Below are 26865 nucleotides of genomic sequence, written 5' to 3'. Positions count from 1 at the left end.
CGAGAAACACCTCGAGCGCCAAGCTCCGGCTCGCCGTCGAAGAGGGAGAAGTCAATGAGACGGTCGAGAGCGTCCGCGCCATCGCCGACGAGAAGGATCTACACCTCATCGAGTCGCTGACGGGGGGTGAGGCGTGAGACTCGCGATCGTCGGCGCGGGCGTCGTCGGCCGATCCGTCGCCGATCTCGCTCCCGACCGAGGTCACGAGGTCGTCGCGATGGGCGACTCGACGAGCGCGGTCGTCGCCGACGGCCCGGGCGAGTCGGTCGACGTCGACGCCGCGCTCTCGCGCAAGGCCGAGCGGGGAATCGTCGGCGACGGAGACCCGGCGGACGTGCTCGCGGCGGAGTACGACGCGTTGGTGGAGGCGACGCCGACGACGCTCGGCGACGCCGAACCCGGGTTCTCGCACGTCACCGCGGCGCTGGAGCGGGACCGCCACGTCGTGCTCGCGAACAAGGGGCCGGTCGCGGAGCGGTTCGGCGACCTCCGAGCGGCCGAAGCCGACAGCGCGGGCGAGGTGCGCTTCGAGGCCACCGTCGGCGGCGCGATGCCGGTCCTCTCGACGATCGAGGACCACGGAGCCGCCCACGTCGCCGCCGTCCGTGGCGTCCTCAACGGGACCGCGAACTTCGTCCTCTCGCGCATGGCCGCGGAGGGACTCGACTACGAGCACGTGCTGGCGGAGGCACAGGACCTGGGCGTCGCCGAGGCGGACCCCGCCTTCGACGTGGACGGCACCGACGCGGCGCTCAAGTGCGTCATCCTCGCGAACGTGCTCTCGTTCGGCGCGGCCGACGACCCCGCCGACGCCCGCGAGTTCACCCTCGACGACGCCGACGTCGCAGGGATTCGGAACGTCGCCGGGAGCGCGCTGGACCTCGCCGGCGAAGACGGGCTGACGGTCCGGCTGATCGGCGAGGTCGCCGGCGGCTCGGTCCGCGTCGCGCCGCGGTTGGTGAAGCGCAACTCGCCGCTCGCGGTGTCCGGAACGACGAACGCCGCACAGATCGAGACGGCCTCGGCGGGAACGCTCACCGTCTCCGGGCGCGGGGCCGGCGGAGAGGAGACCGCGAGCGCGGTTCTGATGGACCTCAACCGGCTCAGCTAACGCGGCGACGCCGGCAGCCGCCTGACGACGCGCGGCCGGCGTCGGCCCCGAAGCCGATCAGTCGACCCGCCCGACGGTGACGTCGAACGGGACGCGCTCGACGCGTTCGTACTCGCGGGCGCGCATCGCGTCCACGACCGCGCGGCCCATCTCCCGCCAGCGCCCGCGGAGGTCGTCGTAGGCGTGCTCCGAGGTCGCCGCCACCAGCTCGTCGCGGTGGTCGGCCAGCCCCGCACCGGAGGCTTTTCTCGCCGCCGAGGTCAACGCCGCGTCCGCGTACGGCGGCTCGGTCCGCTTCTCGTGGACGTATCGCCGGGTTCGAACGTCGCGAAGCCCCGCCGCCGCGAACGCGTCGCGGACGCGATCGCCGAGCGCCACGTCGGTCCCGACGCCGTCGACGTACGCCTCCCGCGCCTCGCGCTCCAAGCGCTCTTCGGCCGGGACGGTCGAGGCGACGGTCACGTCCGCGTTGTCCGGTTCGATCGCGGCCACGAGATCGGACGAGACCCGCGTGAACTCCCGGACCGCCGCCGCCGGATCGGGGAGGTTGATCAGGAGCGCCTGACAGACGGCGAGGTCCACGGCGTCGTCGGAGATCGGGAGCCGCGTGGCGTCGCCGGCGAGGTAGGTTTGGGTTCCGTCGGTCGTCTCGCAGTCGGCCGGCTCGCTCTCGACCGTCGCGCGATCGATCGTCTCGCCCTCGACCGCCCCGCTCTCGGCCGCTCCGCGGGCGACCGCGAGGAGGTCGCGGTCGGCGTCGACCCCGATCACGGTCGCGTCCGACGGCGCTTCCGCGGCGAGCACGCGCGTCAGCTCACCGGTGCCGCAGCCGACGTCGAGGACGCGCCGACGGGTCGGCAACTCGAGGTCCGCGAGCGCCTCGCGGCCGTCGTCCCACATCCCGCGGCGGGTGTGTTCGAGGTACTCTGCGGAGAAGCGTCGCACGGGACCGGGTTCGGCCTGAGAGCGAATAAGCGTGCGGGAACGCGGCGCGGTGGGGTGCGGGAACACGGCGCGGTGAGGGCGGGACGCGGCGCGGTGAGGTGCGCTCAGGCGGAACACCGGGAGCCACCGCGCCTCAGTCGGTGTCGTTCGCCGTGCGGCCGTCGGCGTCGTCGCCGACTCCGGCGAGGTCGGCGAGCATGGCGGCGGTGACGCCGGCGCAGTACCCGACGAACGCCCCGCTCACGCCGACGAGCGCGAACGAGACCGTGACGCCTCCGAGCGGCGAGTCGGCCGCACCCACGCCCGGGACGCCGAGGACGGTTCCGACGAGGACGAGCGCGGCGAACACGACCGCGGGAACTACCCCCACGGCGAGACAGGCCGGGCCGCCACAGCGCGCGTAGGCACCGGCGGCCGCGATCGGGGCGGGCGCGTAGAACACGAGCAGGGGGACGAGCCGGTCGGCCAGCGCGGCCGCCCCCTGCAGATCCGCGAGGTCGGCGATAACGGCGCTCGCGAGCGCGATCGCCACGACGACGGCGAACCCGGCGACCATCGCGACGGCCAGCCGCCGTCGTCGTCCGAGGAGGAGCGCCTCCGTGGTGGTCATACCCACGGTATCGTCACGCAATATATATAAAACCGCGTCGGACGCGGGGCTGTCGACCCGCTCGGCTCACTCCGCCCGCAGTTCGCGGACGCGGTCGATGTTCCACGCGAAGCTCTTCCCGTCCTCCGTCGGGGTCTCGAGCGCGAGCGGCACGTCGAGGAGATCCGGGTGGTTGAGGAACCGCTCCATGCCGTCCTCGCCGATCTCGCCTTCACCGATGTGTGCGTGCTCGTCCTTGTTGGTGCCGCAGGCGTGTTTCGAGTCGTTGAGGTGGACGTACCGGAGGTGGTCGAGACCGACCACGTCGTCGAACTCCGCTATCGTCCGATCGACCGCCTCGGGCGTCGAGAGGTCGTAGCCCGCGGCGAAGACGTGGGCGGTGTCGAGACAGACGTCGATGTCGGTCTCGGTGCGGTCGATGACGCCGGCGAGGTGCTCGAACTCGCCGCCGAGTTTCGTCCCCGCGCCCGCGTCGCTCTCGATCAGGATCGTGACGCCGTCGGGCACGTCGATCTCGTCTATCACCGACGCCGCGTTGTCGAGGCCGCCGTCGACGCCCGCGCCGGTGTGTGCGCCCAGGTGGACGTTGACGTAGGGGATATCGAGCGCCTCTGCCGCGTCGACCTCCGCCTGCATCGAGTCGAGCGACTTCTCCCGAAGCCCGTCTTTGGGCGTACAGAGGTTCACGAGGTAGGAGGTGTGGATGACCCACGGCCCCGCAAGCTCGCGTTCGGTCCCCTCGCGGAACCGTTCGGCCTCCTCGTCGCCGATGTTCGGATCCTGCCACACCTGCGGCGAGTGGGTGAATATCTGTCCGCAGTTGCCGCCGACTTCGAGCTGGTTCTCCACGGCGTTGTCCACGCCGCCCGCGATGGAGACGTGCGCGCCGACCTTGAGACTCATACGGATCCCACGCTGCCGTGGGAAAAAGCCCCTTCGGAACGTGGGTTGTCGAGCCGACCAGTCGTCTACCCGTCGCTCCCGGGACGCGTCCGAACCCACGCCGGGTCGCGGTACTTCGTCTCGGCGAGCTCCGCGGCCCGTTCCAGTTCCGCTTCCGTCCACGAGCCGTCGCGGTCGACGTCGGGAGTCACCGTCGTCTCGTCTGTCCCCGCTACTGCGCGGTTACCGGCCGCCTCGTCGATCCCGGCACTTACCCACGCGGCGAGCGCGTCCGCGACCGCGGCCACGGCATCGTCGCGGTCGGCGTCGGTGAGTTCGTCCATGCCGACGACGCGGTCACGGAACGCCGCGGGCGTCACGGGCGGGTCCGCGAACGTTCCGAGGTGGCGCTCGGCGTCGACCGAGAACGTGAGCGAGCCGTGCTGGATCACGGCGTCGCGCTTCCGGTACTGCGCGTTGCCGGCGATCTTTCGCCGCGCCGGGGCGTCGGCCTCGTGTGCGCCGGCCTCGGATGCGCCGGGAGCGGCCGCGACCACGTCGTGTGCGGGGTGGAGTTCCCGGAGGTAACACGCGGGGTGATACAGCTCCGGCGTCGCCTCGTCGACGTAGTCGGCGTCGATCCCGAGCCGGTCGAACGCGTCGAAGATCGGCTCACAGAGCAGGTGATAACAGTCGAGCAGCTCGCCCGGAACCCGACTCGCCGGGACCGCGATCGAGTAGGCGATATCGCCGCGTGCGTCGTGGTAGATCCCGCCGCCGCCGGTCTGCCGTCTGGTCACCTCGATCCCCTCCCGGTCACAGAACGCCCAGTCGACCGTCTCCGGGTCCTGCCGGTAGCCGAGGGTGAGACAGCTCTGCTCCCAGCGGTACGTGCGGACCGTGGCGGGCCCGCCGGCGGCGGCCGTCTCGGCCGCGACCTCGTCGAGCGCCATCTGCATCGGCCCCGGTCGTGCCTCCTCGGCTATCAGCCGCCAGTCGACGGCCGGTGCGGTCATATCAACACCGAACCCGCCGGCTCCGATAGCCGTTTCGTTCGCCGCGTGCCGCCCGAGGCGGGGAGCGGCCCGTCCGCATCTCACCTGTACGCGTCGAACTCCTCGCCGAAGACGAGGAAGTAGCCGGTCCCGACGACGCCGATCGCGGCCGCGATGGTGAACGCGACCTCGGGACTCACGAACTCCCAGAGGAAGCCGCCGAGCGCGGCGCTCGGGATGACGACCGTGTTCCGCAGGAGGTAGTAGGTCCCGGTGACGCGCCCGCCGGCACCGCGCTCTGCGGGCCCGACGATCAGCGCTTTGTGGGAGGGGAGCCCCGCGAAGCGGAGTCCGGAGAACGCGAACACGAGGACCATCGCCCACGGGAGCGGCAAAAGCGGCGTGAGCACCTCCGGTCCGCCGATGAGCACGAGCGGAAAGAGCGCGTACACGGCGAACCCCAGCGCGACGATCGGTTTGAGACCCACGCGCTCTGCGGCCTTCGCCGCCGGGACCATAGAGAGGAGCGCGACCAGCATCTCGACGCCGAGCAGGTAGCCGAAGAAGGCCGCAGGCGAGAGGTCGACGGCGCGGGAGACGCCACCCAGCGCGACCGTGGCCTCGAATCCGACCTCGTAGAACTGCGTGACGACCAGGACGAAGAAGACGTAGACCATCCCGTTCGCGAACCTGACGAGCGTATCGCCAACCAAGAGCGGTCGGAGCGGCTCAGGCATCTCGCGGAGGTCCCGCCTGATCTGCGTTATCCCCGCGAAAGAACTCCCGATCGAGTCTCCGTCCGCGTCGTAGAGGACGTGCTGTGCGACCGTCCCGACGACGCCGAAGACGACCGCCACGGCGAGGACGTACCGGAAGCTCACGGTGAACTCCGGGTGGAGACCGATGAGGACGGCCGCGAGCACCGGACCGACGAGGAAGGCCGTCCGCCGGAACGTCTCGGTGCTGGCGAAGCCGGCGGCCAGCCGCGAGGGGTCGGTCGCCTGCTTGACGACGGCGAACGTCGCCCCCAGCCCGAACGACTTCCAGCCCTGTGCGAACAGGAGCCCGACGAAGATCCAGACCCACGGTTCGACGGTGACGCCGGCGACCGTCACCGACCCGAGAGCCGGGGCAACGAACCAGACGGCGAACCCGAGCGTCGAAACCAGCCCGAACAGCGTGAGCGCGTACCGCGATCCGACGCGATCCGAGATCGCGCCGCCGGGGTACGGGAACACCGCCGAGATGACGTTGCCGACGGTCCCGAAGAGCCCGACGACGAACCCCGACGCGCCCAGCGCGACGATGTACTCGGGGAGAAATCGGTTCGTCATCTGAAACCCGAGGCTGAACGCGAACATCGCGAGCGACAGCACCAACACGTCTCGTTCGAGCGCGAAGAACCGCCGGAACGCGGCTAACGCTCCCGACTCGTCTCGCCCGTCAGCGGATCGGTTTCGTCCCATGGTCTGAGCCGAGCGCACGGACCTACGCTGCCGTCGCGTACGTCGTGCGGGATATTGAACTTCCGGGGCGGAGACGGACCCCCCGTGGGTCGATCCCGCGGCGGTTCACGCCAGACCCAGAATCTCCCGCGGGTTCTCGTAGACGACCCGGCGGACGTCCTCGCGGTCGACGCCGAGGCGGAGCAGGTCGAGCATCGTCCGCTTCATCACGAACGGGTCGTTGTCCATCGCGCCGATGAGGTCCGTGTCGACCACGATCCTGTCGCTACCGTGCGCGTCGATCGCCGCGGCGATATCGCGGGCGTCGATACCGCGGAGCCACGGCGCGCTCACGCTGTACGCGAGATAGCAGTCCGTGTTCTCCAACACGAAGTCACGAACGCTCCGACCGGCGTGGTCGATCACGAGCTGCTCGTCGGGCAGCCCGACTTCGTCGGCGAGCGCGAGGTCGATTTCGACGGCCTCCGTCTTCGGATCGTCCGAGTGTAACACCGGGTCCGTGAAATTGCGATTCCCCTCCTCGTAGCTCTGGACGTGTCTCGGGTCGACGTCACCCTTGCTCGACCCCGGGGTGTGGACGAGCACCGGGAGACCCGTGTCGCGTGCGACGCGGAACTGCTCGCGGACGACCTCTTTCTGACCGTCCAGCGGCCACGACACGGTGTGTTGTGTCGACTCGATTCCCGTTTCGCCGATGGCGATCACCCGGTCGTCCTCGCAGTACTCGGGGAGCACGGAGACGAGCTCCTCGGCGTTCTCGACCCGAGACCACGTGTGAATCCCGACGGCGACGTACTGGTCATAGAAGTGTCGGTGATCGAACGCGGCCGCACGCCGAAGTGCGTCGTCCCACAGAAACCGAACGTCGTCGGCGCTCACCGGGCGGTACGGTGCCCAGTAGTACCCCGCCGCTATCGCGACCGCCGCCTGCCCGCCGCTCAGATCGAATTTCTCTCGGTCGTTCCACGTCAGCGACTGGGTGTGCTGGTGAACGTCCACCCACGGTATGTCGACCGGATCCGGCGCAGCTCCCGCTTCCGGCGGGTCACCTATCGGCCGTTTCGACGGTCCGCTCATCGGTACCGCCGCTCGGGACGCTCAGGGCATCCGAGACGGTCCCGCCTCCGGTCTCGTGTCGATGGTGCGCCGTTCTCGCTTCGATCGGAATGTTCTGTCATGCGTTAACATGACTGTCTCGCCCAACGAGTTATAACGTTACTGAAGCGGCGTCGTAGTCAGGTATACCAGGCAAAGGTTCGTGACTACGATCGACCGTCCCGGAGACCTTGCTTTTGATATTGCGGTATATGATTTATATTCACCTCGTCGAACGCGCGTGCCTTTTAGGATTCGCCGGAGTACGGGTCCGTATGGTTCGAAACGTCGCCGGCGAGATGGCGGACCTCGACGCCGAGGACTTCTATCTCCTCTCGGGCGTCGAGCAGGGGATGCGGTTTTCGGAGTGGGTTCGCCGCGACAAGCTCCCCGAGTACGCCAGCCTGACGCGTGAGGAGGTCGACTACCGGATCGATCGGTGTCTCGACCGCGAGCTGATCCAGCGGAAGACGATCCAGTACGAGGGGTATCAGCTCACCTTCGAGGGGTACGACGCGCTCGCGCTCCGGACGTTCGCCGAGCGCGAGACGATAGACGGCGTGGGGTCGCCGCTCGGGCTCGGCAAAGAGGGCGACGTGTACGAGGTCCAGTCGTTCAAGCCGCTCGCGCTGAAGTACCACCGGGAGGGCTACACCAACTTCCGAGAGGTGAACCGCGAACGGGAGTACACGGCAGACCGCGACCACGTCTCGTGGCTGTACACCGCGCGAAAGGCGGCCGAGCGCGAGTACGAGGCGATGGAGGCGCTGTACCCCGAGGTGTCGGTACCGCGACCGGTCGATCAGAACCGCCACGCCATCGTGATGGACAAATTCGAGGGGGTCGAACTCGCCCGCGCGACGCTCGATCCCGAACAGGCCGTGGGGGTCTTGGATCTGGTGCTCCGTGAACTACAGACCGCCTACGACCTCGGATGGGTCCACGCGGACGCGTCCGAACACAACGTCGCGGTCGCCGAAAGCGGCGTGACGATCTTCGACTGGCCGCAGGCCGTGAGCGTCGATCACGAGAACGCGCGCGAGTTCCTCGAACGCGACGTGGCGAACCTCTGCCGATACTTCGGGCGGAAGTATCCCCACGAGGTCCCAGACGTCGATACCGGCGAGATCGCCGACGCCATCGCCGACGATTCGTTCGAGAGCGTCCGAACACCAAATCCATAAATCACATATCGCAATATGAAATTGAGCGGCACGGGGATAGATGAACCGCGTGCACCGGCGTTGGTGCCGCCGACTCAGATCTCTCCGGTGAAGATCCGCACTTCGCCCTCGGTTGTGAGGCCGACGTCGATGGTCGCTTCGAGTTCGTTCTGGTTCGTGCACCCGTCGAGCGCGCCGTAGAGGTGCGTGTAAAGCTCCGGTCGGCAGTACGCGATCTTGATGCCGGCCTCGTCTCCGTGTGCGTACACGCTGGCGACCAAGTCGTCGAAGCTCGTCCCCGGGGAGACGGAGAACTGGACCGGAGACCGGATCGTCCGAACGAGTTCGAGCGTTCGGCGCGCCTTCTCGACGTTCTGTTCTGCCGCCCGTTCGATGGCGCTGATGTTCGAGTCGGTCGTCCCGAGTCGATCCGCCACTTCCTGTTGGGTGTGTCCGCGTTCTCGGAGTTCGAGCACCTCGACCTGCCGTTCGGTCAGTGTCGTCGAGTCAGCAGCGACCATGTGAGTCAAACAGATGTGTTTGAGATAAGCTTTTCTCCGAAACGCATGTCTTCCCGATATGGTGACTGACCGGCGCTCGTCGAGGCGGGAGTTCCTCGTGACCGCCGGGACGGGCCTCATAGCCGGGAGCGCCGGCTGTACGGGTGGACGGGACCGCGACGGCGGCCGGTCGGCGACGGTCGCTATCCTCGCGGCCGGTAGCCTCCAGAACGCGATCGCGAACGGGCTCAAACCCGCCGTGGACGTTCCGGTCGAAGTCGAGGCGCACGGTTCGGCGACGGTCGCCCGGATGATCGCCGAGGGACAGCGTGACCCGGACATCGTCTCGGTCGCCGACGTGGCGCTTTTCGAACGTCCGCTGTCGCCGCCGTGGTATTCCGTGTTCGCGAGCAACTCGATCGTCGTCGCGTACAACCCGGACACGGTCGGCGGGGAGCGCGTGGCGGAGGCCGGAACCGAGCGGTGGTACGAGCCGATGGCCGAGGGGAGCGTACGGATCGGCCGAACCGACCCCGATCAAGACCCGCTCGGGTATCGGACGCTCTTCGCGCTCGAACTCGCCTCGCGGTACTACGACGACGCCTCGGACCTCGGCGCGCAGATCCTCCGACGAGACCAGACCTATCCCGAGACGTCGCTGATCAGTCAGTTCGAGACCGGGTCGATCGACGCGGCGTTCGCCTACCGGAGCATGGCCGTAGAGCGCGGCTACGAGTACGTCGAGTTACCGGCGCAGATCGACTTGAGTGACCCGCGGTACGCCGAGGAATGGTACTCGAAACCGTCGTACACGCTCCCGAGCGGTCAGGAAGTCCGAGGCGGGCTCATCAGTTACGGGTCGACTGTCCGACACGTGAGCGACGCGGCAGTGGCGGTGTTCGACGCCCACACGACCGGGACGTACCTCGAAGACCACGGGTTCCTCCTGCGCGAGCAGTTTCCCGCTTACACGGGCGAGGTACCTCGGCGCGTCACCCGGACGGCGGACCGATCCGACGAGAATCGATCCCGGCTCGATCGCGACGGAGAATCGCTATCGGCTGCGGTCTCGGACATCACCGTTCTGATTTGAATGACGGCAGAAACACACTCGGACAGATCGGAACGGAACGCGTTCGGACTCGACTGGCTCGACGTGTCGCTTCTCGGCGGCGGCGTGTTGCTCCTGTACTACGTCGTGCCGTTGGTGTCGCTGTTCCTCTCGGTGCCGGTCGGAGACGTCCTCTCCCGGATGAGCGATCCGACCGTCGTGGACTCGGCGACCACGTCGCTGCTTTCTGCCTCGGTCAGCACGGTTCTCGCCGCACTGTTCGGCCTGCCGCTCGCGTACTGGCTCGCGCGCACCGACGGACCGGTGGCGAAGGTCGCCCTCGCGGTCGCGGTCCTTCCGCTGGTGCTCCCACCGACGGTCGGCGGGATCGTGTTGCTCACCGTGTTCGGTCCGGGGTCGCCGCTCGGCGAGGTCGCGGCCGCCGCCGGGCTCCCGCTCACGCGGTCGCTCGCCGGGGTGGTGCTCGCCCAGACGTTCGTCGCGTCACCGTTCGTGGTGGTGACGGCGAAGGCGGCCTTCGAGAGCGTGGACCGAACGCTCGAACACGCCTCGCGGTCGCTCGGGAAGAGCCGACTGACGACCGCCCGCAACGTGACGCTACCGCTCGCCGGACCGGGGATTCTCGCCGGAGTGACGCTTGCGTTCGCGCGGGCGATAGGCGAGTTCGGCGCGACGATGATGATGGCGTATTACCCCCGGACGATGCCGGTCCAGATCTGGGTGTCGTTCGTCGAACTCGGACTGGACAACGCCTATCCGGTGGCGATACTGCTGGTACTGATCGCCGCGACGACGCTCGTGTGCCTCAACACCGTCGCCTCGAACCCATGGGACTGACGCTCGAACTCTCGCGGGTGCACAAAGCCTACGACCAGTTCGACTTCGGCCCGCTGGACCTGCGGGTCGACGACGAGGTGCTCGCCGTCCTCGGCCCGTCCGGAAGCGGAAAGACGACGCTGCTCTCGGCGATCGCCGGGATCACGGCCCCGGACGCCGGATCGATCCGGCTCGGCGGACGAGAGCTGGTCGGGCTGCCGCTCGAAGACCGGCGCGTGGGGATGGTCTTTCAGGAGGGCGCGCTCTTCCCGCACATGACCGCCCGCGAGAACATCGAGTACGCGGCTACGGAAGGCGGCCGCGCGGGGGAGCTCGCGACGCTCCTCGAAGTGGACGACGTGCTCGATCGAACCCCGTCGACGCTCTCAGGGGGCGAACGTCAGCGGGTCGCCCTCGCGCGGACGCTCGCGACCGAGCCGGACGTGCTGCTCCTCGACGAGCCGTTGTCGAGTCTCGACGCCCCGATCCGGACCCGGCTTCGGGACGAACTGCACGGGCTGTTCGACTCGCTCGATATCCCCGTCTTGTACGTCACACACGATCAGCGGACGGCAACGGCGCTCGGGGACCGGATCGCCATCGTTCGAGACGGTGACCTCGAACAGGTCGGAACGCCGTCGGCGGTGCTCACCCGCCCGAACAGTCGGTTCGTCGCCGCCTTCACCGGAAACGAGAACCTCCTCGAAGGGACGGTGGCCGAGGAAACGCCGGACGGAGCGCGGGTTCGCGTCGGCGACTGCGACTTCCGGACGGCCGCGTCGGCCCCCGCCGCGTCGACCGTGACGGTCTGTCTCCACCCGTCGCGGATAGCGGTCGAACCGCCGAACGACGCGACCGGTGACCGCGCGGCGAACGCCGTTTCCGGGACGGTGTGTCGGTGGCTGAACGAGGGGAGCGCGTACCGGCTCGACGTCGACGTCGGGACGGCACAGCCGCTCGCCGTGAACGTGCGCCCGACGACGTTCGAACGCCTGTCGCTGGAGACCGGCGCGGAGGTCCGGGTGCTGGTCCCGCGGGAGTCGATCCACCTGATCCCAGACGGCGCTTGACGGCCCCGAACTGACGCGCGAGGCTGTCTCCCTTACTGTAACCGTCGGGCGCGTCGGCGGGTAGCAGCGGCTCGGCGTGCGAAGCCGGCGGACCGTAAGCGATTACGCTGGCGCGCGCCTGTCGCCGGAATATGGAGACGGAATCCGATGCGCGGCGGAACGAGACGGGGGCGAATGAGACGGGAGCGAACGAGATGGGAGGCGAGCGACGCGGACGCGACGTGGTGGTCGTCGGTGGCGGCGTCGCGGGGCTCTCCGCGGCCGTGTTCACGGCGCGACACGGGCTGGACACGCTCGTCGTCGACGCCGGCGGCTCGGTCCTCAGGCGAAACGCCAGACTGGAGAACTTTCCGGGGTTCCCCGTGGGCGTCGACGCTCGGCGGCTGCTCGACCTCCTCGGCGAGCAGGCCGACGCGGCCGGAGCCGACCGGATCGAGGGGCGAGTCACGCGGGTCGAACGACTCGACGCGTCGGCCGCGGACGACGCGCCGCCCGAGGGCGGCGACGGTGACGCGCGCCGCTTCGGCGTCGAGACCGAGTCTGGCGACCGGTTCGCGGCGAGCAACGTCGTGGCCGCGAGCAAGAACGAGGTCGGGTACCTCGCGGACCTCGCCGGCGTCGGCGTCGTCGACCGCGGGAAGGCGTACCTCGACGTCGACGAGCGGGGACGGACCGGCGTCGAGGGGCTGTACGCCGCCGGTCGGCTCGCGCGGAAGCCCCACCAGGCGGCGGTGTGTGCCGGCCACGGCGCGGAGGTCGGCGTGACGGTCCTCGAAGACGCCGAGCGGCCGTTCTACCACGACTGGGTCACGCCGGACGGGTACTTCACCGACCGCGGTCGGGACCTGCCGCCGGGCTGCGAGGAGATCGACGCGACAGAGCGACGAGAGCGGGAGTCGGACGCCCGCGAGCGGATGCGGTCGGCGTTCGCGGAGCCGCACCCGGACCCGCAGGAGACGCACCCGAGCCTCGAAGAGTAGGGACGACGTCGCCGTCTCCGCCGCCGCACGGCGACGAAATGGTACAAAACATTAATACGATTTCGAGTCAATACGTTCGCAGATGCAGCTTCGAGACGCCCTCGACGACTACAAGCGCACCGCCGGGCACGAGACGCGGTTCCCCGGCGAGCGGCGGACCGTCTCCGGCCGGTTCTCCGGCGGTGACGGCCGTCTCGTCCACGTCGACGGCGACGGCGACCTCCGCGACTTCGGCTATCCGCTGACGGGGCAGACGGGCCTCGTCCGAGCGCGGTTCGGGCTCTCGCTCGACGGCGAGGTCGTCTGGTTCGACGCGGACGCCACGCGACAGCGGTACGTGGGTGGCGCGCCGCTCGTCGAGACCACACACGAGACCGAGGGCGCGACGGTGACCCGCCGTGACGCGACCGTCGGCGACGCTCACGTCACGCGCGCGAGCCTCGCCGTCGACAGCGACGTCGACCTCGCGGCCGAGGACTGCTCGCTCGTCGTGTACGCCCGGTTCGCGCCCGACGGGCGAGACGAGCGCGTCGGTCAGCTCCGGTACGACGACGCGGTCGAGGTGTATCACGCCGACGAACACGACTTCCTCGCGAGCGCCACGGGTTTCGCCGACCTGCGCGGACAGCTTCCGGCGACCTTCGAGGAAGTCCTCGACGACGCGCCGACGGAGCTGCCGCGCGACCGCGACGACGCGCGCTACGACGAGGAGCGGCTCTCGGGGGAAGTCGTCGTCGACGTCCCCTTCGACGACGGGGTCGCGGCCGTCGGATCGCTCCTGACCGACCGGAGCGAGACGAGCCGTGAGGCGGCACGCGAACGGCTCTCGACGCTCCTCGATGACGCGATCGCCGTCGGCACAGACACCGGGAACCGGCTCGTCGAGGCCGCACGCGAGACGGTTCCGGACATGCCGGAGTCGGTCCCCGCCCGCGATTCGGTGGTCGCGGACCTCCGCGTGCTCTCGCTGCTCTCGGCGGAGTCCGGGCTCCGGATCGCCGGCCCCGACTTCGACCCGCACTACCAGCACTCGGGCGGGTACGGCTACACGTGGTTCCGCGACGACGCCGAGATATCGACGTTCGTCTTGGACGCCGACGACCGGCTCGGACTCGGGCTCGGCGACTGGCACGCCCGGTCGGCCGCGATGTACGTCGACGCCCAGCGGCCCGACGGGTCGTGGCCGCACCGAGTGTGGCCCCGGAACGGCGCGCTCGCTCCCGGCTGGGCGAACGCGCGCATCGAGGACGGGCCGGACACGGACTATCAGGCCGACCAGACGGGGAGCGTCATCGCGTTCCTCGCGAGAGCGCGCGCCGCCGACGTCGAGGTCGACGGTCTCGACCGGACGCTCGTCGCCGCGCTCGCGGGACTCGACGAGACGCTCGCGCCGGACGGCCGCCCCGTCGTCTGCCAGAACGCGTGGGAGGATTCGATCGGCCGGTTCGGACACACCGCAGCGACGTTCCTGGAGGCGTACAGCGACCTCGCGCGCCACGGCGAGGGGCTCGACGCCGCGGCACTCGACGCGGACTCGTCGGCCACGAGTCGGACGGACACGGATCTGCCGGACGACCTCACCGCCCACGCCCGCGAGCAGGCCGCGCGGGTGTTCGACGCGATAGACGACCTGTGGGTGCCCGATCGGGGGTGTTACGCGCTGCGCGAGACGGCACACGGAGAGATCGACGACCGACTCGACTCGGCGACGCTGGCGCTGGCGAGCGCGCACCGCTCGTTCGACGCCGTCGGCGATATCGGCGCGGAACGACTGGACCGGCTGGTCTCGCACGTCGAGCGCGTCGTCGAGGGGCTCGCCCGCGAGACTGACGCCGTGTCGGGATTGATACGCTACGAGGGCGACGGCTGGCGGCGTGCGGGCCAGCGCTCGGAGAAGGTGTGGACCGTCTCGACCGCGTGGGGGGCGAACGCCTGCGCCGAACTCGCCGTGCTGCTCGACGCTCACGACGACCCGCGGGCCGACGAGATGTTCGCCCGAGCCCGCGAGCTGCTCGGGTGCGTCTCGCCGGACGGATCGCTGTGTGCGCCAACCGGGTACCTCCCAGAGCAGTTCTTCGACGACGGGACGGCCGACAGCGCGACGCCGCTCGGGTGGCCGCACGCGATCCGGCTCGCGACGGTCGCGCTGCTCGCCGACGCCGACCGCCTGTCGCCGTCTCCCGTCGCCGCCGACTGAGCGCAATAGAGGCGTCGCGGCCCGCCGGAAGAGGCGGCGCGGCCGGCCGGACCGCAGCTGCCGATTTGGCCGCTGCGAGCGGTGTTCAGGTCGCGTCCGCGAGCACGGCCCCGCCGGTCTGCTGAACGACGTAGTAGACGATTATCGCCGCGGTGACGAGCGGGTCCGCGAACGGCAAGGAGACGAGAAGCGCGATTCCGAGGTTCTTGAGGTTGGTGGTGAAACACAGCGCGATCCCCCGCTCCCGACCGATGTCGAACGCGCGCAGACAGCCCGCGGTGAGCGCCGCGCCGACTGCGAAGAGGAGGACCGCGACGCCGACGACGGCGAGAAGCGTCGGTCCGTCGATGCCGAAGACGCCGACGCCGGCGACGGCCGTGTAGATAAGGAGGAGTATCGCGAGCGTCGAGGCTCGATCGACCGTCTCGGTCGAGAGCGCGTCGGCGGGGACGACGACCGTGAGCAGTACCCCACCGCCGACGATCACCGCGAGGTCGGTGAGGATCGAGGCCGTGGGGACGGTGATCCGCGAGCCGACGAGCCGGGTGAGCACGAGAGGCGTCGCCGCGGGCGCGACGAGAAGCGACGCGATCGAGCCGATCGTCGCCAGCTGTGCGTCGCCGCGCGCGAGCCGAGTCCAGATTATCGCGCTTCCGGCGGTCGTCGGGACCGAGAGCGCGATGGCGAATCCGATCACGGCCGCGTCCGAGAGCGCGAGTTCGACGAGTCGCATCCCCGCAAACGGCAACACGACGTACGAGAGGCCGAGCGAGAGCGCGACGATCGCGGCGTACGACGAGTAGTCGATAGCCGCGAACCGGACGCCCCGGAGTGACGTGAACACGAGGAAGACGACGAGCGGCGTGATGAGCGGGTCGAAGTACGGCGACAACTGCGGAGCGAGGACCCCGACGCCGGCGGCTCCGAGGACGAGGAGCACGTTCGAGAATCGCGCGAGTGCGGTTCGGATCATGACGAGTGTCTCGTCGGTCCGACTCACTCTGACGGGGACCGAAATATACCTGCTGGTGACGCGTGCAAATGTCCCGGAACGTCGACGACTCGGCCGGTCGAAACTGTGGTCTCCACCACCACGCGACCGCCTACTCCGCGACCGTCGCCTCGAACTTCTCGCGCACCTTCTCCATCTTCGGCTTCGCGTGGAAGGTGCAGTAGGCGTCGTCGGGGTTCTTCGCGAAGTAGTCCTGGTGGTGCTCTTCGGCACGGTAGAACGTCTCCAGCGGCTCGATTTCGGTGACCACGTCGTCGTCGTACGCCGAGCCGAGCGCGTCGACGTACGCCTCGGCGACCTCCCGCTGCGTCTCGTCGTGATAGAGGACGATAGACCGGTACTGACTGCCCACGTCCGGCCCCTGTCGGTTGAGCTGGGTCGGGTCGTGGATCTCGAAGAACGCCTCCAACACGTCCTCGTAGGCGATAACGGCCGGGTCGAACTCGACTTGCACGACCTCGGCGTGGCCGGTGCTCCCCGAGCAGACCGCCTTGTAGGTGGGATCGTCGACGTGGCCGCCGGCGTATCCGGATGTGACCGACTCGACGCCGGCGAGCTGTTCGAGCGCCGCCTCCGTACACCAGAAGCACCCGCCGCCGAGCGTCGCCGTCTCTCGTGTCTCAGACATGCTCAGTGATAGGGCGCGGAGACGTATGAATCGTGTGCGTCCGGGAGTCTCGGTCGCCCTCTCGGGAGCGCGTCGCGTCCGCGACCGGCGCTACTGCACCTCGTAGACGACGTTGACCGACACCCGGACGCTCACGTCGCCGGTCTCGATGCCCGTCGACGCGCCGCCGGCGTCGCCCTCGGTCAGCGCCGCGGCGTCGGCGACCCGGTACGGCGTCACGCCGGATCCGCCGGTCGAGACGGCGTGGACGCCGTCGATCGTCAGGTCGCTCGCGTTCGCGAGGACGTCGGCGTCGGCGCGGGCGTTCGTCATCGCGTTCTGGAGCGCCCGCTCGCGCACCTCGGCCTCGCGCTCGTCGCTCAGTCCGAACTCGATCCGCTGGACTTCGTCCGCGCCGGAGTCGATCGCGACGTCGATGACCTCGCCGACCGCGTCGACGTCGTCAAGTTCGATCGCGTACTGGTGGACGCCTCGGTACTGCTGGCGCTCGGGATTCTCTCGTGACTCGTACGTCTCGCTCACGTCGTACCGAACGGTCCGGATGTCTTCCTCGGTGAGGCCCCACTCCGTCAGTCCGGCGCGCAGCGAGTCGTCGGCGGCCGCGAGGTCGTCACCGACCGCCTGCGCGTTCGAGCCCGACGCAGTGACCGCCACGCGGATCGTCGCGCGGTCGGGGCTCGCCGCCGCTTCGCCGTCTGCGGCCACGTCGATTCGCCCGTCGAGGGCCGTCTGATCGCCCGCTCCGTTCCCGGGACCGCCGGTCGATCCAGCGAGTCCCGCACAGCCCGCCAGCGCGACGAGCAGCGTCACCCCGACGACAGCAGTGAGTCGTCTGTCCATACGAGAGGACACGTCGCATACCGGCAAGAAGCCGCCGATGAGACAAAGAGCCGTTTGTGTTACCTGCCGCGACCGGAGGCGTTCGAGTCGTCAGCGTCGTCTTCGGCGTCCGCTCCGTCCGCGTCCGCCTCACTCACATCCGCGTCGTCCGCGCCGTCTCCGTCGTCCGTCTCGTTTTCGTCGTCCGCGTCGTCTCCGTCGTCGTGATCGGTGACCACCGCCGGTTCGGGAGACTCCTCGCTGTCGGTCTCCGAATCGGTTTCGTCGTCCGCGTCGTCATCGTCGTCCGCCTCGTCTCCGTCGTCGTGATCGGTGATCACCGCTCGTTCCGGTGGCCGGTCCGCGTCGGCGTCCGAGCCCCGTTCCGCGTCGAGGTCGGCCGTCTCCCCGCTGTCGGGAGCGCCCGCGCGAGTCGGCTCGTCCTCGCTCCCTGCGTCGCCCGCATCGGCGCTCGTGTCGACTTCGGACCCGGTGGTGTCACCGGACGCGTCGGACTGCGGCTCGGCGTCCGCCTCGTCGAGGTCGGCACCGCTCGACTTCTCGGGATCGCGTTCGACGCCGTCGAGGACGGGAGTCGTGTCGCGACGGCCGGAGCCGAACAGCCGCTCTCGGAACGACCGCCTGCTCGGGCGCTCGGCGAGAAGCAGCGAGCAGTCGACGTCGTTGGTGATGTCGATGTGTAGCGAGTTGGAAACGAGCCGTGAGAGCATCCCTTTCTCTGTCGCACCGAGGATGACGAGCGTGTTGTCTGCCGCCTCGCGGACGATCGCCTCCTCGACGTCGCCGCTGTCGTCGACGACTCGCTCGGCGTCCGCCAGCCCGTTCTCTCTCGCCCACGCCGCGAGGAACCCCTCGCCCTCCTCGCGGTTCTCCGGACCGTCGACGACGTGTAACAGCCGCACCGTCGCGCCGGCGGTCCGCGAGAGGACGCTCGCGACCTCCGCGCCGAGCGTCGAGTCGGGACCGCCGGAGGTGGGGAGGAGTATCCGGGAGGTGTCGAGGTCGTGGTCGTTCAAGATGAGGAAGTCACAGGGGAGCTGGTTCGTGAGCTCGTCGATGGGGCGCTCCGCGCGGGCGGCGCTCCAGAGCTGGTCGTCGCCCCAGCCCATCAACACGGCGTCGGGGCGGGTGCGGCGGGCCATGTTGAACACCTCCTCGAACGAGCGGTGCGTGACGACGGTCGAGGTGGAGACGTCGATGTCGTACTCCTCCGCGGTCGCTTTGAGCCCCTCCATCCCCTCCTCGGAGATGTCCGCGATCCGGCCGGCACCCGCAGACAGCGACATCCGCTCCGGGGCCTGCACGACGTGGACGATGTGGACGAGCCCGTCCTCGCGGTCGCTCGCGAGCCGGCTCGCCAGCTCGACGATCTGGCCGTCGGTCCGCGGATTCGTGATCGGAACCATGATCCGGTGGCCCTCGTTGGCGAACAGCGTCGCCTCCGTGGCGTCCAAGATCGGGACGTACGACCGCCCGGCCGCGCGACCGAGCGTCCACTCGGGCACGGTGAGTCGCCGGGTCATTCCCTCGAAGCGCGCCTCTTCGAGCCGCTCCTCGCTCGTCTGGAAGTAGTTCACCAGCGTGACGAGGACGACGCCGCCGATGGTGTTCCCGAGCAACACGGGGAGAACGAACCCGACGATCCCGCCGTACAGACTCACCTCACCGGCGTACAGCCCCAGATCCGCCGCGAACAACAGATACAGGACTTCAGTGAAGGAGACGACGACGTGGTACAGGTCGCCGAGCGGGATCGCGAGGAACGCGAGGTAGACGACGAGCAGCCGGGTGACGGAGTTCGTGGAGGCGAACCCGACCCAGACGACGCCGGCCACGATCAGCCCCGCCATCGCGGCCTTGAAAAAGAGCGGCCAGAAGCCGACCTCGAAGCCGCCGCTGGAGATGTAGATCGCGGCGTCGACCGTCTCGCCCGTGAAGACGCCGCCGTACGAGAGCACGACCGCGCCGAACGCTCCCCCGGTGAAGTTGCCGGCGAGAACGATACTCCAGTGGCGCAGCAGCGTCGGGAGGCTCGCGAGCCGTTCGAGCGTCAGCGCCACCGGCGGCAGGGTGTTCTCCGTGTACAGCTGGTAGCCGCCGATGATGATGTAGACGAACCCGAGCGGATACAGGAGGACGCTCAGTATCGGATGCCCGTCGGTGGACGCCGTGAGCGACGCGTACAGCATGAACGTGATCGTGATCGCGAGCCCCGCGGCGAGCCCGCTGAAGAAGAGTTCGCGGCTCCCGGAGGTCACCTCCTCGTCGGCGGCGGCGATGATCCGCTGGAACACCTCGTCCGACGAGAACCGGTCCCGGACGGCCTCCCCGACCGCCGGCGCGCCGCTGCGGGAGCGCTCGACGACCTCCCGCATCGAATCGTCGTCCGGTGACGTTGAATCGGTCACTACCCTACCACTGGAGCCGCGGTAAAAAGTAGTTCCTCTTTCGGCATCCGCGCCGAAAATGTCTATCTCTACAGTTCACTACCGAGTATCGAGACGTTTCGGATCGAATGTACACTATATTCCGTCGTTCGTCTCGCGCGGGTGCGCTCGGACGGTCGCACGCCCCGGCCCGCGAGCGTCAGGCCCGTGCGACCGTCACGAACCGGACTTCAACGCTGACCTCGCCGCCGATCGTCGCCTCGATCCGATCGTCGAGCGCGGCCGCCACGCCGTCGACCGTCCCGCCCGGCGGCGCGCCGACCGTGACGGTCACGCGCTCGGTGTCGAGCGGCGGGACCGTCCCGCCGCGTTCGACGTCCAGTTCGAGCAGCTCCAGCCCGGGGTCCAGCGTCGCCAGCTCGTCGCCGGTCGCGGACCGGATGTCGGCCTCCGTCGTCGACGCCACGTAGGACTCGTAGGTGACCCCGCCGAGGAACACGGAGAGGACCGCGATGGCGGCGACGAGCACGGCGGCGCGCTTGACGAACGCGGCGCGGGCGTCGTCCTCGCGGAACCAGCGCTGCGGCCTGTACCCCTCGTACCAGAGGACGACGAGCGCGGAGAGGTTAATGGAGAGCACGTTGACGGCGACGATCACGCCGGAGCCGAGCACGAGACGCGGAATGCCGAAGGCGACGCCGATGCCGACCGCGGCCGCGGGCGGGATCAACGCGACGGCGATCATGACGCCGACGAGCGTCGCCGAGACGCCGGTCATCAGCGAGACGATGCCCGCGATCCCGGCACCGATCGCCACGACGAGCACGAGGACGTTGGGCGCGACGCGCTCCGACACCTCGGCGAGTTCGAGCGGGTCGAGCCCCGGCGGGACGAAGGCGAGAGAGCGCACGGCGAACGCGAACACCGTCGCGGCGACGATCGCCACGGCGACGCCGAGTATCTGCATTCGCACGCCGCGCCGGAACGTGTCCTCGTCGTCGACGACGGTTCCGATCGCCGCCGACATGGCGGGACCGATGAGCGGAGCGATCACCATCGATCCGACGACGGTCGCCGGCGAGTCCAACAGGAGTCCAGCGGTCGCGATCACCGCCGAGATGACGGTCATCAACACGTACGTGCCGAGCCCGGAGGCGAGGTCGTCGGCCTTCGTCTGTAGCTCCTCGCGCGAGATGCGGTCGCCGCCGTGTTCGGACTCCTCGGCGTACTCCTCCTCTAGGGCCTCGAACCGCCGAGAGATGACCGTCTCGGCGGCGACGATCACGGTGTAGGTTCGCTCGTCGATGCCCGCTTCACGGAGCCGTTCGAGGACGGGCTCGACGGCGGCGGTCGGCAGGGGGAACGTCGCGACCGCGGTGTACTCGCGCCCGCTCGTCTCGTCGGTGACGACGTAGTCCACCCCCTCGTCGTCGAGCGCACGCACGACGGCCGCGCGCTTCCCCGCCGGAATCATGACCTGAACGAGTCGCACGGTCTGTGCTCTCTCCCGCGGACCTTATAAACGGGCGGTGATCACCGGAGCGGATCGGGGGGTACCGTTCCAGGGCACCCCGCGCGAAACGGAACTTTAATGCGCGAATCCCACACACCTTCGGACAAGAATGCTCTCGCCGCTGGCCATCGACACGTTCCTGCTCGACTACCACCTCGGGCACGTCATACTGCTCGGGTTCATCGTCTCGCTTCTGGGAGCCGTGCCGCTGAAGTCGCAGAAGGTGTTCGCGTCGGTCTTCGCCGGGTTCGGGCTGATCTTCATGATCTCGCCGTTCACGACGATGCCGAAGGTGTACATCCTCGCCGGCATCCCGCTGATCCTCGTCGGCGCGCTGTTGTGGACGATGAGCGGTCGCTGACCGGGCGTCGCCGACCGACGCGCTGAGCGGCCGCGGCTCCTCGGTCGCTCAGCAGTGTCCGCCGCCGGTCGATCCCGCTCCTTTTTGCACCCCGAGCGAAACTGGTCGCCATGGTCACGGTACGAGCACCCGCCACGAGCGCGAACCTCGGCAGCGGGTTCGACGTGTTCGGGGCGGCGCTCACGCGACCGGCCGACGTCGTCACCGTCGAGAAGGCGGCAGAGACGACGATAGAGGTCACCGGCGTCGGCGCGCAGTACATCCCGGAAGACCCCGAGAAGAACACCGTCGGCGCGGTCGTCGAGGCGCTCGACGCCCCCGCGCGCATCCACATCGACAAGGGCGTCCGGCCGGCGTCCGGGCTCGGCTCCTCGGCCGCCAGCGCCGCCGGCGCGGCCGTCGCGCTCAACCGGCTGTACGACCGCGGGCTCTCCCGGTCCGACCTCGTGCCGATCGCCGCGGAGGGCGAGGCGGTCGTCTCCGGCGTCGCGCACTCGGACAATGTCGCGCCCTCGATCCTCGGCGGGTTCACGGTGACGACGCGAGAGGCGACCCACGCGGTCGACGCCGCGGTCCCGCTCGTCGTCTGTCTCCCCGACGTCGCGGTCTCGACGCGGGACGCGCGCCGGGTCGTCCCCGAGACCGCCTCGATGGACGACCTCGTCGAAACCGTGGGCAACGCGGCCACGCTCGCCGTGGGGATGTGTCGGTCCGACCCCGAGCTCGTCGGCGCAGGAATGAGCGACCCGGTGGTCACGCCCGAGCGCGCTCGCCTGATCACGGGCTACGACGACGTGCGGGCCGCCGCCTTCGACGCCGGGGCCGCGGGCGTCACGGTGAGCGGTGCCGGTCCCGCGATCCTCGCGGTCTGTCGCGACGGGGACCGCCGCGGCGTCGCCGCCGCGATGCTCGACGCCTTCGCGGACGCCGGCATCGACGCCCGCGCCTATCAGACGCGGATCGGCCGCGGGTCAACTGTTCTCGACGAGTAGGCCGTCGCGGCTGCCGGACTCGCTCTACCGGTCGATACCGGTCGCCCCGTCGACGACGTCAGTAACCTCGTCGGGCGAGATCACGGCCATGTCACCGCCGATCGTGCGCTTCAACGCGGCGGCCGCGGCGGCCCACTCCAGCGCGTCGGCGACGCCTCCGCCGGCGATACGTTTCGCGAGGTACCCGGCGACGAACGCGTCGCCGGTGCCGATCGCGTCGAAGGTGTCGGCGTCGAAGACGCCCTGTTCGTGTACCGCGCCGTCGCGCAGCGCGACCGCGCCCTCCGCGCCGCGGGTGACGACCACCGTCTCGAAGCCGAAGTCGGCGGCGAGCCCGTTGGCGATGGTGACCGCGTCGCCCTCGCGGTCCAGCACGCGGCGGGCGTCGCGGCGGGGGACGAACAGCGTGTCCACGTGGTCGAACAGGTCCTCGTAGGCGGCGCGGGCGGTCTCCGGGTCCCAGAGCTTCGCCCGGTAGTTCAGGTCGAACGACCGAGTCGCGCCGGCGTCGCCCGCGGCGCGGAGCAGGGCGGCCGTCGTCGCGGCGGCGCGCTCGGAGAGCGCCGGCGTGATCCCCGTCGTGTGGAACCGCGAGGCCGCCTCCAGCGCGCCGGTCGGCAGCTCTTCGGGCTCGACGGTGGTGATCGCGGCGTCGGCGCGGTCGTAGACCACGTTCGTCCCGCGGGGCTCGCCGCCGTGTTCGAGGTAGTACGTTCCGACGCGGCTCGCGGCGGGGTCGGCCCACGCGACGCCGGTGCGGACGCCGTGGCTCCGCAGCTCCGAGACGACGCGGCGACCGAGCGGCGAGTCCGGGAGCTTCGAGAGCCAGACCGCGTCGGCACCGAGCCGCGCCGCACCGACGGCGACGTTGCTCTCGGCACCGCCGGCCTGCACGTCGAACGTCTCGGTCGTCTCCAGCCGCTCGCCGCGCGGCGGCGACAGGCGGAGCATCGTCTCGCCGAACGCCACCAGATCGGTCACGCCGACCACCCGGCCTGTGGGGTCGGCCGAGCGCGCCGGGTCGGCGCGGTCGTCACGGCACCGCTCCTCAGCGCGGTCGCCGTCGTCGTTGCGGTGTGCATGCCGGAGCCTCGACGGGCGAGTACAAAAGGGTCAGCGATCGGTCGAGACGGCGGCGACCGCACTCCGCGTGCGTCGGATCCGGACGCGTTTTTGTTCGCGGAGCCCTATCAGATCGGTATGAACTACCAGCCCGGCGTCTGTAACATCGGACCGGCACAACAGCGGCGGCGGCTCCTGCTCGGGGTCGGGTCGCTCGTCGCCGCCGTCGCCCTCGTCGGCGCGACGTTCGCGCTGTCGTGGCCGCGACTGGTGCTTCTCGCGTCCGTGTTTCCGCTGTACGGGGCGGCGATCGGGGTCATCCAGTACCGCGAGCGGTTCTGTATCGGCTTCGCCGGCATCGGCGTCTTCGACGTCGGCGACGGGACGAGCGAGGTGGCCGACGAGGCGGCGCTGGCGGCCGACCGCGAGAAGGCGGTGCGGCTGAACCTGAAGGCGGTCGCCGTCGCGGTCCCCGTCGCCCTCGCGGTGTACGCCGTCGCCGTCTTCGTCGCGTGACTCGCCGAGCGACAGTCTCGCTCGACGGACGAGTCGGTCGGCGACACCGCCGCAGCGGGCTCTCTCTAACGGTCCCTCCACCGCGATTCGTACGACCTCTCTCGCGGACGCGTCGCTCCTCGCCGCGATCCGTTTCTCGCCGAACACGCCGGAGACCCCACGAACGTGCGCATAGAAAAGCATTAGAACGGGCTCGATAACCACGTAAGTGAATGAGTCTGTCCGATCCGGACCACGAGCTCGTCGTCGCGGAGCTGGGCCGGGAGCCGACGGCGGCCGAGGCCGCGCTGTTCGAGAACCTCTGGAGCGAACACTGCGCGTACCGCTCCTCGCGGCCGCTCCTGTCGGCGTTCGACAGCGAGGGCGACCAGGTCGTCGTCGGCCCCGGCGACGACGCGGCCGTCCTCGCCCTTCCCGAACCGGACGCCGCGGACACCCCCGCGCCCGAGCGCGACGCCGACGACTACGGCGACCAGTACGTCACCTTCGGCGTCGAGAGCCACAACCACCCCTCCTTCGTCGACCCGTTCGACGGGGCGGCCACGGGCGTCGGCGGCATCGTCCGCGACACCATGTCGATGGGCGCGTACCCGATCGCCCTGCTCGACTCGCTGTACTTCGGCGGCTTCGACCGCGAGCGCTCCCGGTACCTCTTCGAGGGCGTCGTCGAGGGGATCTCCCACTACGGCAACTGCATCGGCGTGCCCACCGTGGGCGGCAGCGTCGCCTTCCACGGCGGCTACGAGGGGAACCCCCTCGTCAACGTCGCCTGCGTCGGCCTCACGAACGACGAGCGGCTCGTCACGGCCACGGCCCAGGAGCCGGGGAACAAGCTCGTCTTGGTCGGCAACGGCACCGGCCGCGACGGCCTCGGCGGCGCGTCGTTCGCGAGCGAGGACCTCGCGGAGGACGCCGAGACGGAGGACCGCCCCGCGGTGCAGGTCGGCGACCCCTACGCGGAAAAGCGGCTCATCGAGTGCAACGAGGCCCTCGTCGACGAGGATCTGATCGTCTCCGCGCGCGACCTCGGCGCGGCCGGCCTCGGCGGCGCGTCCTCCGAACTGGTCGCGAAGGGCGGGCTCGGCGCCCGGATCGACCTCGACCGGGTCCACCAGCGCGAGCCGAACATGAACCCGATGGAGATCCTGCTGGCCGAGAGCCAGGAGCGGATGTGCTACGAGGTCGCCCCCGACGACGTCGAGCGCGTCGAGGACCTCGCGGAGCGGTTCGACCTCGGCTGTTCGGTCATCGGCGAGGTGACGGACGGGAACTACGTCTGCGAGTTCGCGGGCGACGGGAGCGACGCGGACGATTCCGAGAGCGAGGTCGTCGTCGACGTCGACGCCGAGTACCTCGCCGACGGCGCGCCGATGAACGACCTCCCGAGCGAGGCTCCCGCCCGGCCCGACCGGGACCTCCCCGACCCGGCCCCCGCGCTCGACGAGGCGGTCGAGTCGGTGCTCGCCGCGCCCTCGACCGCCAGCAAGCGCTGGGTGTACCGCCAGTACGACCACGAGGTCGGGACGCGAACGGCGCTGAAACCCGGCGACGACGCCGCGATCATGGCGATCCGCGAGACGGCGGGAGACGGCGAAGACGACTCCGCGGGCGTCGGCCTCGCGCTCTCGTCGGGCGCGAACCCGAACTGGACCGCGACCGCGCCGTACGAGGGGGCCCGCGCGGTCGCCCTCGAGAACGCGACGAACCTCGCCGCGAAGGGCGCGGTCCCGCTCGCCGCCGTCGACTGTCTCAACGGCGGCAACCCGGAGAAGCCGGACGTGTACGGCGGGTTCGAGGGGATCGTCGACGGGCTCGCCGACGCCTGCGCCGACCTCGGTACCCCGGTCGTCGGCGGGAACGTCTCGCTGTACAACGACAGCGTCGAGGGGCCGATCCCGCCGACGCCGACGCTCGCGCTGATCGGCACGAAGCGGGGGTACGACGCGCCGCCCGCGGCGCTCGACGCGGACCGCGCGGCCGACTCCGAACTGCTCCTCGTCGGCGCGGGCGGGGAGGCGCTCGGCGGGTCGGAGTACCTCGCGCAGGTCGGCGGCTCGGACCGGTTCCCGTCGCTGCCGGACGGGTCGGGTGACGCCGACGGCGAACTCGGTGACGGCGAGGGGCTCGGCGACCTCGTCGCGTCGCTCGCGGCGGTCGCGCGACACGAGTCGACGCTCGCGGCCCACGACGTGAGCGACGGCGGCCTCGCGGTCGCGCTCGCCGAGATGGTGACCGACGACGCCGGCGCGGACGTGCGCCTTCCGGACCGCGTCGCGGCCTTCGAGGAGACGCCCGGACGGCTCGTCGTCCAGACCACGGACCCCGACGCGGTCGCCGACCTCGCGGGCGAGACGCCGGTGCTCCGCCTCGGCGACGTGACGACGGACGGGACGCTGTCGCTCGGCGTCGGCGAGGAGTCCGTCGCGCTCGGCGCCGACGCGATCCGCGACCACCGCGGCGTCATCGACCGCGAACTCGCCTGACCCGGGCTCCGGTCGCGGCGAATCACGGACCCCGGCGGCGCGTCGCCGGGGCGCGATCGTCCGCCGGCCGCGGCGGGCCGTCCCGCGGCGCGTTTTCGACGAGAGAGACCGAGCGATACGTTTTTAGGGATTCCTAAAATAGGTAGCGGCACTCACGGGACACCGGTCG

Annotated in this window: 24 protein-coding genes; 11 read left to right on the top strand and 13 right to left on the bottom strand. The window is 69.9% G+C overall.

The window, feature by feature from the left end; all coding sequences use genetic code 11:
* The first annotated feature begins 133 nt into the window (after nucleotides 1–133).
* Entirely contained in the window at nucleotides 134–1111 is a 978-nt protein-coding gene (locus tag NO930_RS08620; RefSeq protein WP_256403148.1) for a homoserine dehydrogenase, read from the top strand.
* Nucleotides 1112–1168: 57 nt separating this feature from the next.
* Here NO930_RS08620 and NO930_RS08615 read toward each other — a convergent pair whose 3' ends face one another.
* From NO930_RS08615 to NO930_RS08590, 6 genes are all read right to left on the bottom strand, one after another.
* On the bottom strand, nucleotides 1169–2056 hold the full coding sequence (locus tag NO930_RS08615) for a class I SAM-dependent methyltransferase (protein WP_256403147.1): 888 nt from the start codon (nucleotides 2054–2056) through the stop codon (nucleotides 1169–1171).
* A gap of 133 nt (nucleotides 2057–2189) precedes the next feature.
* On the bottom strand, nucleotides 2190–2666 hold the full coding sequence (locus NO930_RS08610; protein ID WP_256403146.1) for a hypothetical protein: 477 nt from the start codon (nucleotides 2664–2666) through the stop codon (nucleotides 2190–2192).
* 66 nt (nucleotides 2667–2732) lie between these two features.
* On the bottom strand, nucleotides 2733–3569 hold the full coding sequence (locus NO930_RS08605; protein WP_256403145.1) for a deoxyribonuclease IV: 837 nt from the start codon (nucleotides 3567–3569) through the stop codon (nucleotides 2733–2735).
* Nucleotides 3570–3634: 65 nt separating this feature from the next.
* Complete coding sequence (locus NO930_RS08600; RefSeq protein ID WP_256403144.1) at nucleotides 3635–4564, bottom strand: lipoate--protein ligase family protein; 930 nt, start codon at nucleotides 4562–4564, stop codon at nucleotides 3635–3637.
* 80 nt (nucleotides 4565–4644) lie between these two features.
* Nucleotides 4645–6009: an MFS transporter gene (locus NO930_RS08595; protein ID WP_137783647.1), complete on the bottom strand. Its 1365-nt coding sequence runs from the start codon at nucleotides 6007–6009 to the stop codon at nucleotides 4645–4647.
* Between the two features lie 105 nt (nucleotides 6010–6114).
* Nucleotides 6115–7008 (bottom strand): TatD family hydrolase, encoded by an 894-nt coding sequence (locus tag NO930_RS08590; RefSeq protein ID WP_199242219.1) that lies wholly within the window; start codon nucleotides 7006–7008, stop codon nucleotides 6115–6117.
* Between the two features lie 371 nt (nucleotides 7009–7379).
* On the opposite strand from NO930_RS08590, the gene NO930_RS08585 reads away from it, so the two are divergent.
* Nucleotides 7380–8288 (top strand): serine/threonine-protein kinase RIO2, encoded by a 909-nt coding sequence (locus NO930_RS08585; protein ID WP_256403143.1) that lies wholly within the window; start codon nucleotides 7380–7382, stop codon nucleotides 8286–8288.
* Nucleotides 8289–8362: 74 nt separating this feature from the next.
* Here the strand turns inward: NO930_RS08585 and NO930_RS08580 are convergent, their stop codons facing one another.
* The gene (locus NO930_RS08580) at nucleotides 8363–8788 is read right to left on the bottom strand and encodes a Tfx family DNA-binding protein (protein WP_137783664.1); all 426 of its coding nucleotides are present in this window, start codon (nucleotides 8786–8788) and stop codon (nucleotides 8363–8365) included.
* Nucleotides 8789–8846: 58 nt separating this feature from the next.
* Here NO930_RS08580 and NO930_RS08575 point away from each other — a divergent pair, with 58 nt between their 5' ends.
* From NO930_RS08575 to NO930_RS08555, 5 genes are all read left to right on the top strand, one after another.
* Nucleotides 8847–9860: an extracellular solute-binding protein gene (locus NO930_RS08575; RefSeq protein ID WP_137783663.1), complete on the top strand. Its 1014-nt coding sequence runs from the start codon at nucleotides 8847–8849 to the stop codon at nucleotides 9858–9860.
* A complete protein-coding gene (locus tag NO930_RS08570; protein ID WP_256403142.1) occupies nucleotides 9861–10676 on the top strand; it encodes a molybdate ABC transporter permease subunit in 816 nt (271 codons plus the stop codon).
* On the top strand, nucleotides 10667–11725 hold the full coding sequence (locus NO930_RS08565) for an ABC transporter ATP-binding protein (RefSeq protein WP_137783662.1): 1059 nt from the start codon (nucleotides 10667–10669) through the stop codon (nucleotides 11723–11725). Before NO930_RS08570 ends, NO930_RS08565 begins: the two co-directional genes overlap by 10 nt.
* Nucleotides 11726–11919: 194 nt before the next feature.
* Nucleotides 11920–12705: an FAD-binding protein gene (locus tag NO930_RS08560; RefSeq protein WP_256403161.1), complete on the top strand. Its 786-nt coding sequence runs from the start codon at nucleotides 11920–11922 to the stop codon at nucleotides 12703–12705.
* An 82-nt stretch (nucleotides 12706–12787) separates the two neighbouring features.
* Nucleotides 12788–14902: a DUF7997 domain-containing protein gene (locus tag NO930_RS08555; RefSeq protein WP_256403141.1), complete on the top strand. Its 2115-nt coding sequence runs from the start codon at nucleotides 12788–12790 to the stop codon at nucleotides 14900–14902.
* Between the two features lie 85 nt (nucleotides 14903–14987).
* Here NO930_RS08555 and NO930_RS08550 read toward each other — a convergent pair whose 3' ends face one another.
* The 5 genes from NO930_RS08550 to NO930_RS08530 all read right to left on the bottom strand — a co-directional run bounded on the left by NO930_RS08550 (nucleotide 14988) and on the right by NO930_RS08530 (nucleotide 21243).
* Nucleotides 14988–15875: a bile acid:sodium symporter gene (locus tag NO930_RS08550; RefSeq protein WP_256403140.1), complete on the bottom strand. Its 888-nt coding sequence runs from the start codon at nucleotides 15873–15875 to the stop codon at nucleotides 14988–14990.
* 130 nt (nucleotides 15876–16005) lie between these two features.
* Nucleotides 16006–16542, bottom strand: coding sequence for a peptide-methionine (S)-S-oxide reductase MsrA (gene msrA, locus NO930_RS08545; RefSeq protein ID WP_137784096.1), 537 nt, complete (start codon nucleotides 16540–16542; stop codon nucleotides 16006–16008).
* Between the two features lie 90 nt (nucleotides 16543–16632).
* Entirely contained in the window at nucleotides 16633–17382 is a 750-nt protein-coding gene (locus NO930_RS08540; protein ID WP_137784097.1) for an SIMPL domain-containing protein, read from the bottom strand.
* Nucleotides 17383–17441: 59 nt separating this feature from the next.
* Nucleotides 17442–19790 carry a formate/nitrite transporter family protein gene (locus tag NO930_RS08535; RefSeq protein WP_256403139.1) on the bottom strand — a complete coding sequence of 783 codons (2349 nt, stop codon included), beginning with the start codon at nucleotides 19788–19790 and terminating at the stop codon, nucleotides 17442–17444.
* A 178-nt stretch (nucleotides 19791–19968) separates the two neighbouring features.
* A complete protein-coding gene (locus NO930_RS08530; protein ID WP_256403160.1) occupies nucleotides 19969–21243 on the bottom strand; it encodes a TIGR00341 family protein in 1275 nt (424 codons plus the stop codon).
* A gap of 148 nt (nucleotides 21244–21391) precedes the next feature.
* On the opposite strand from NO930_RS08530, the gene NO930_RS08525 reads away from it, so the two are divergent.
* Nucleotides 21392–21643: a DUF8006 family protein gene (locus NO930_RS08525; protein WP_256403138.1), complete on the top strand. Its 252-nt coding sequence runs from the start codon at nucleotides 21392–21394 to the stop codon at nucleotides 21641–21643.
* A 110-nt stretch (nucleotides 21644–21753) separates the two neighbouring features.
* Nucleotides 21754–22635, top strand: a complete 882-nt coding sequence (locus NO930_RS08520) for a homoserine kinase (RefSeq protein ID WP_256403137.1) — start codon at nucleotides 21754–21756, stop codon at nucleotides 22633–22635.
* A gap of 24 nt (nucleotides 22636–22659) precedes the next feature.
* Here NO930_RS08520 and kdgK1 read toward each other — a convergent pair whose 3' ends face one another.
* Nucleotides 22660–23625: a bifunctional 2-dehydro-3-deoxygluconokinase/2-dehydro-3-deoxygalactonokinase gene (gene kdgK1, locus NO930_RS08515; protein ID WP_321169341.1), complete on the bottom strand. Its 966-nt coding sequence runs from the start codon at nucleotides 23623–23625 to the stop codon at nucleotides 22660–22662.
* 210 nt (nucleotides 23626–23835) lie between these two features.
* Between kdgK1 and NO930_RS08510 the strand changes: the two genes are divergently transcribed.
* Nucleotides 23836–24213 (top strand): hypothetical protein, encoded by a 378-nt coding sequence (locus NO930_RS08510; RefSeq protein WP_256403135.1) that lies wholly within the window; start codon nucleotides 23836–23838, stop codon nucleotides 24211–24213.
* A gap of 212 nt (nucleotides 24214–24425) precedes the next feature.
* The gene (purL, locus tag NO930_RS08505; RefSeq protein ID WP_256403134.1) at nucleotides 24426–26696 is read left to right on the top strand and encodes a phosphoribosylformylglycinamidine synthase subunit PurL; all 2271 of its coding nucleotides are present in this window, start codon (nucleotides 24426–24428) and stop codon (nucleotides 26694–26696) included.
* Nucleotides 26697–26865 lie beyond the last annotated feature (169 nt).

The organism is Halorubrum salinum (assembly GCF_024494575.1).
Taxonomy (GTDB): domain Archaea; phylum Halobacteriota; class Halobacteria; order Halobacteriales; family Haloferacaceae; genus Halorubrum; species Halorubrum salinum.
Note: the sequence above shows the minus strand (reverse complement) of the source record. Positions and strands in the feature narration are given on the sequence as shown.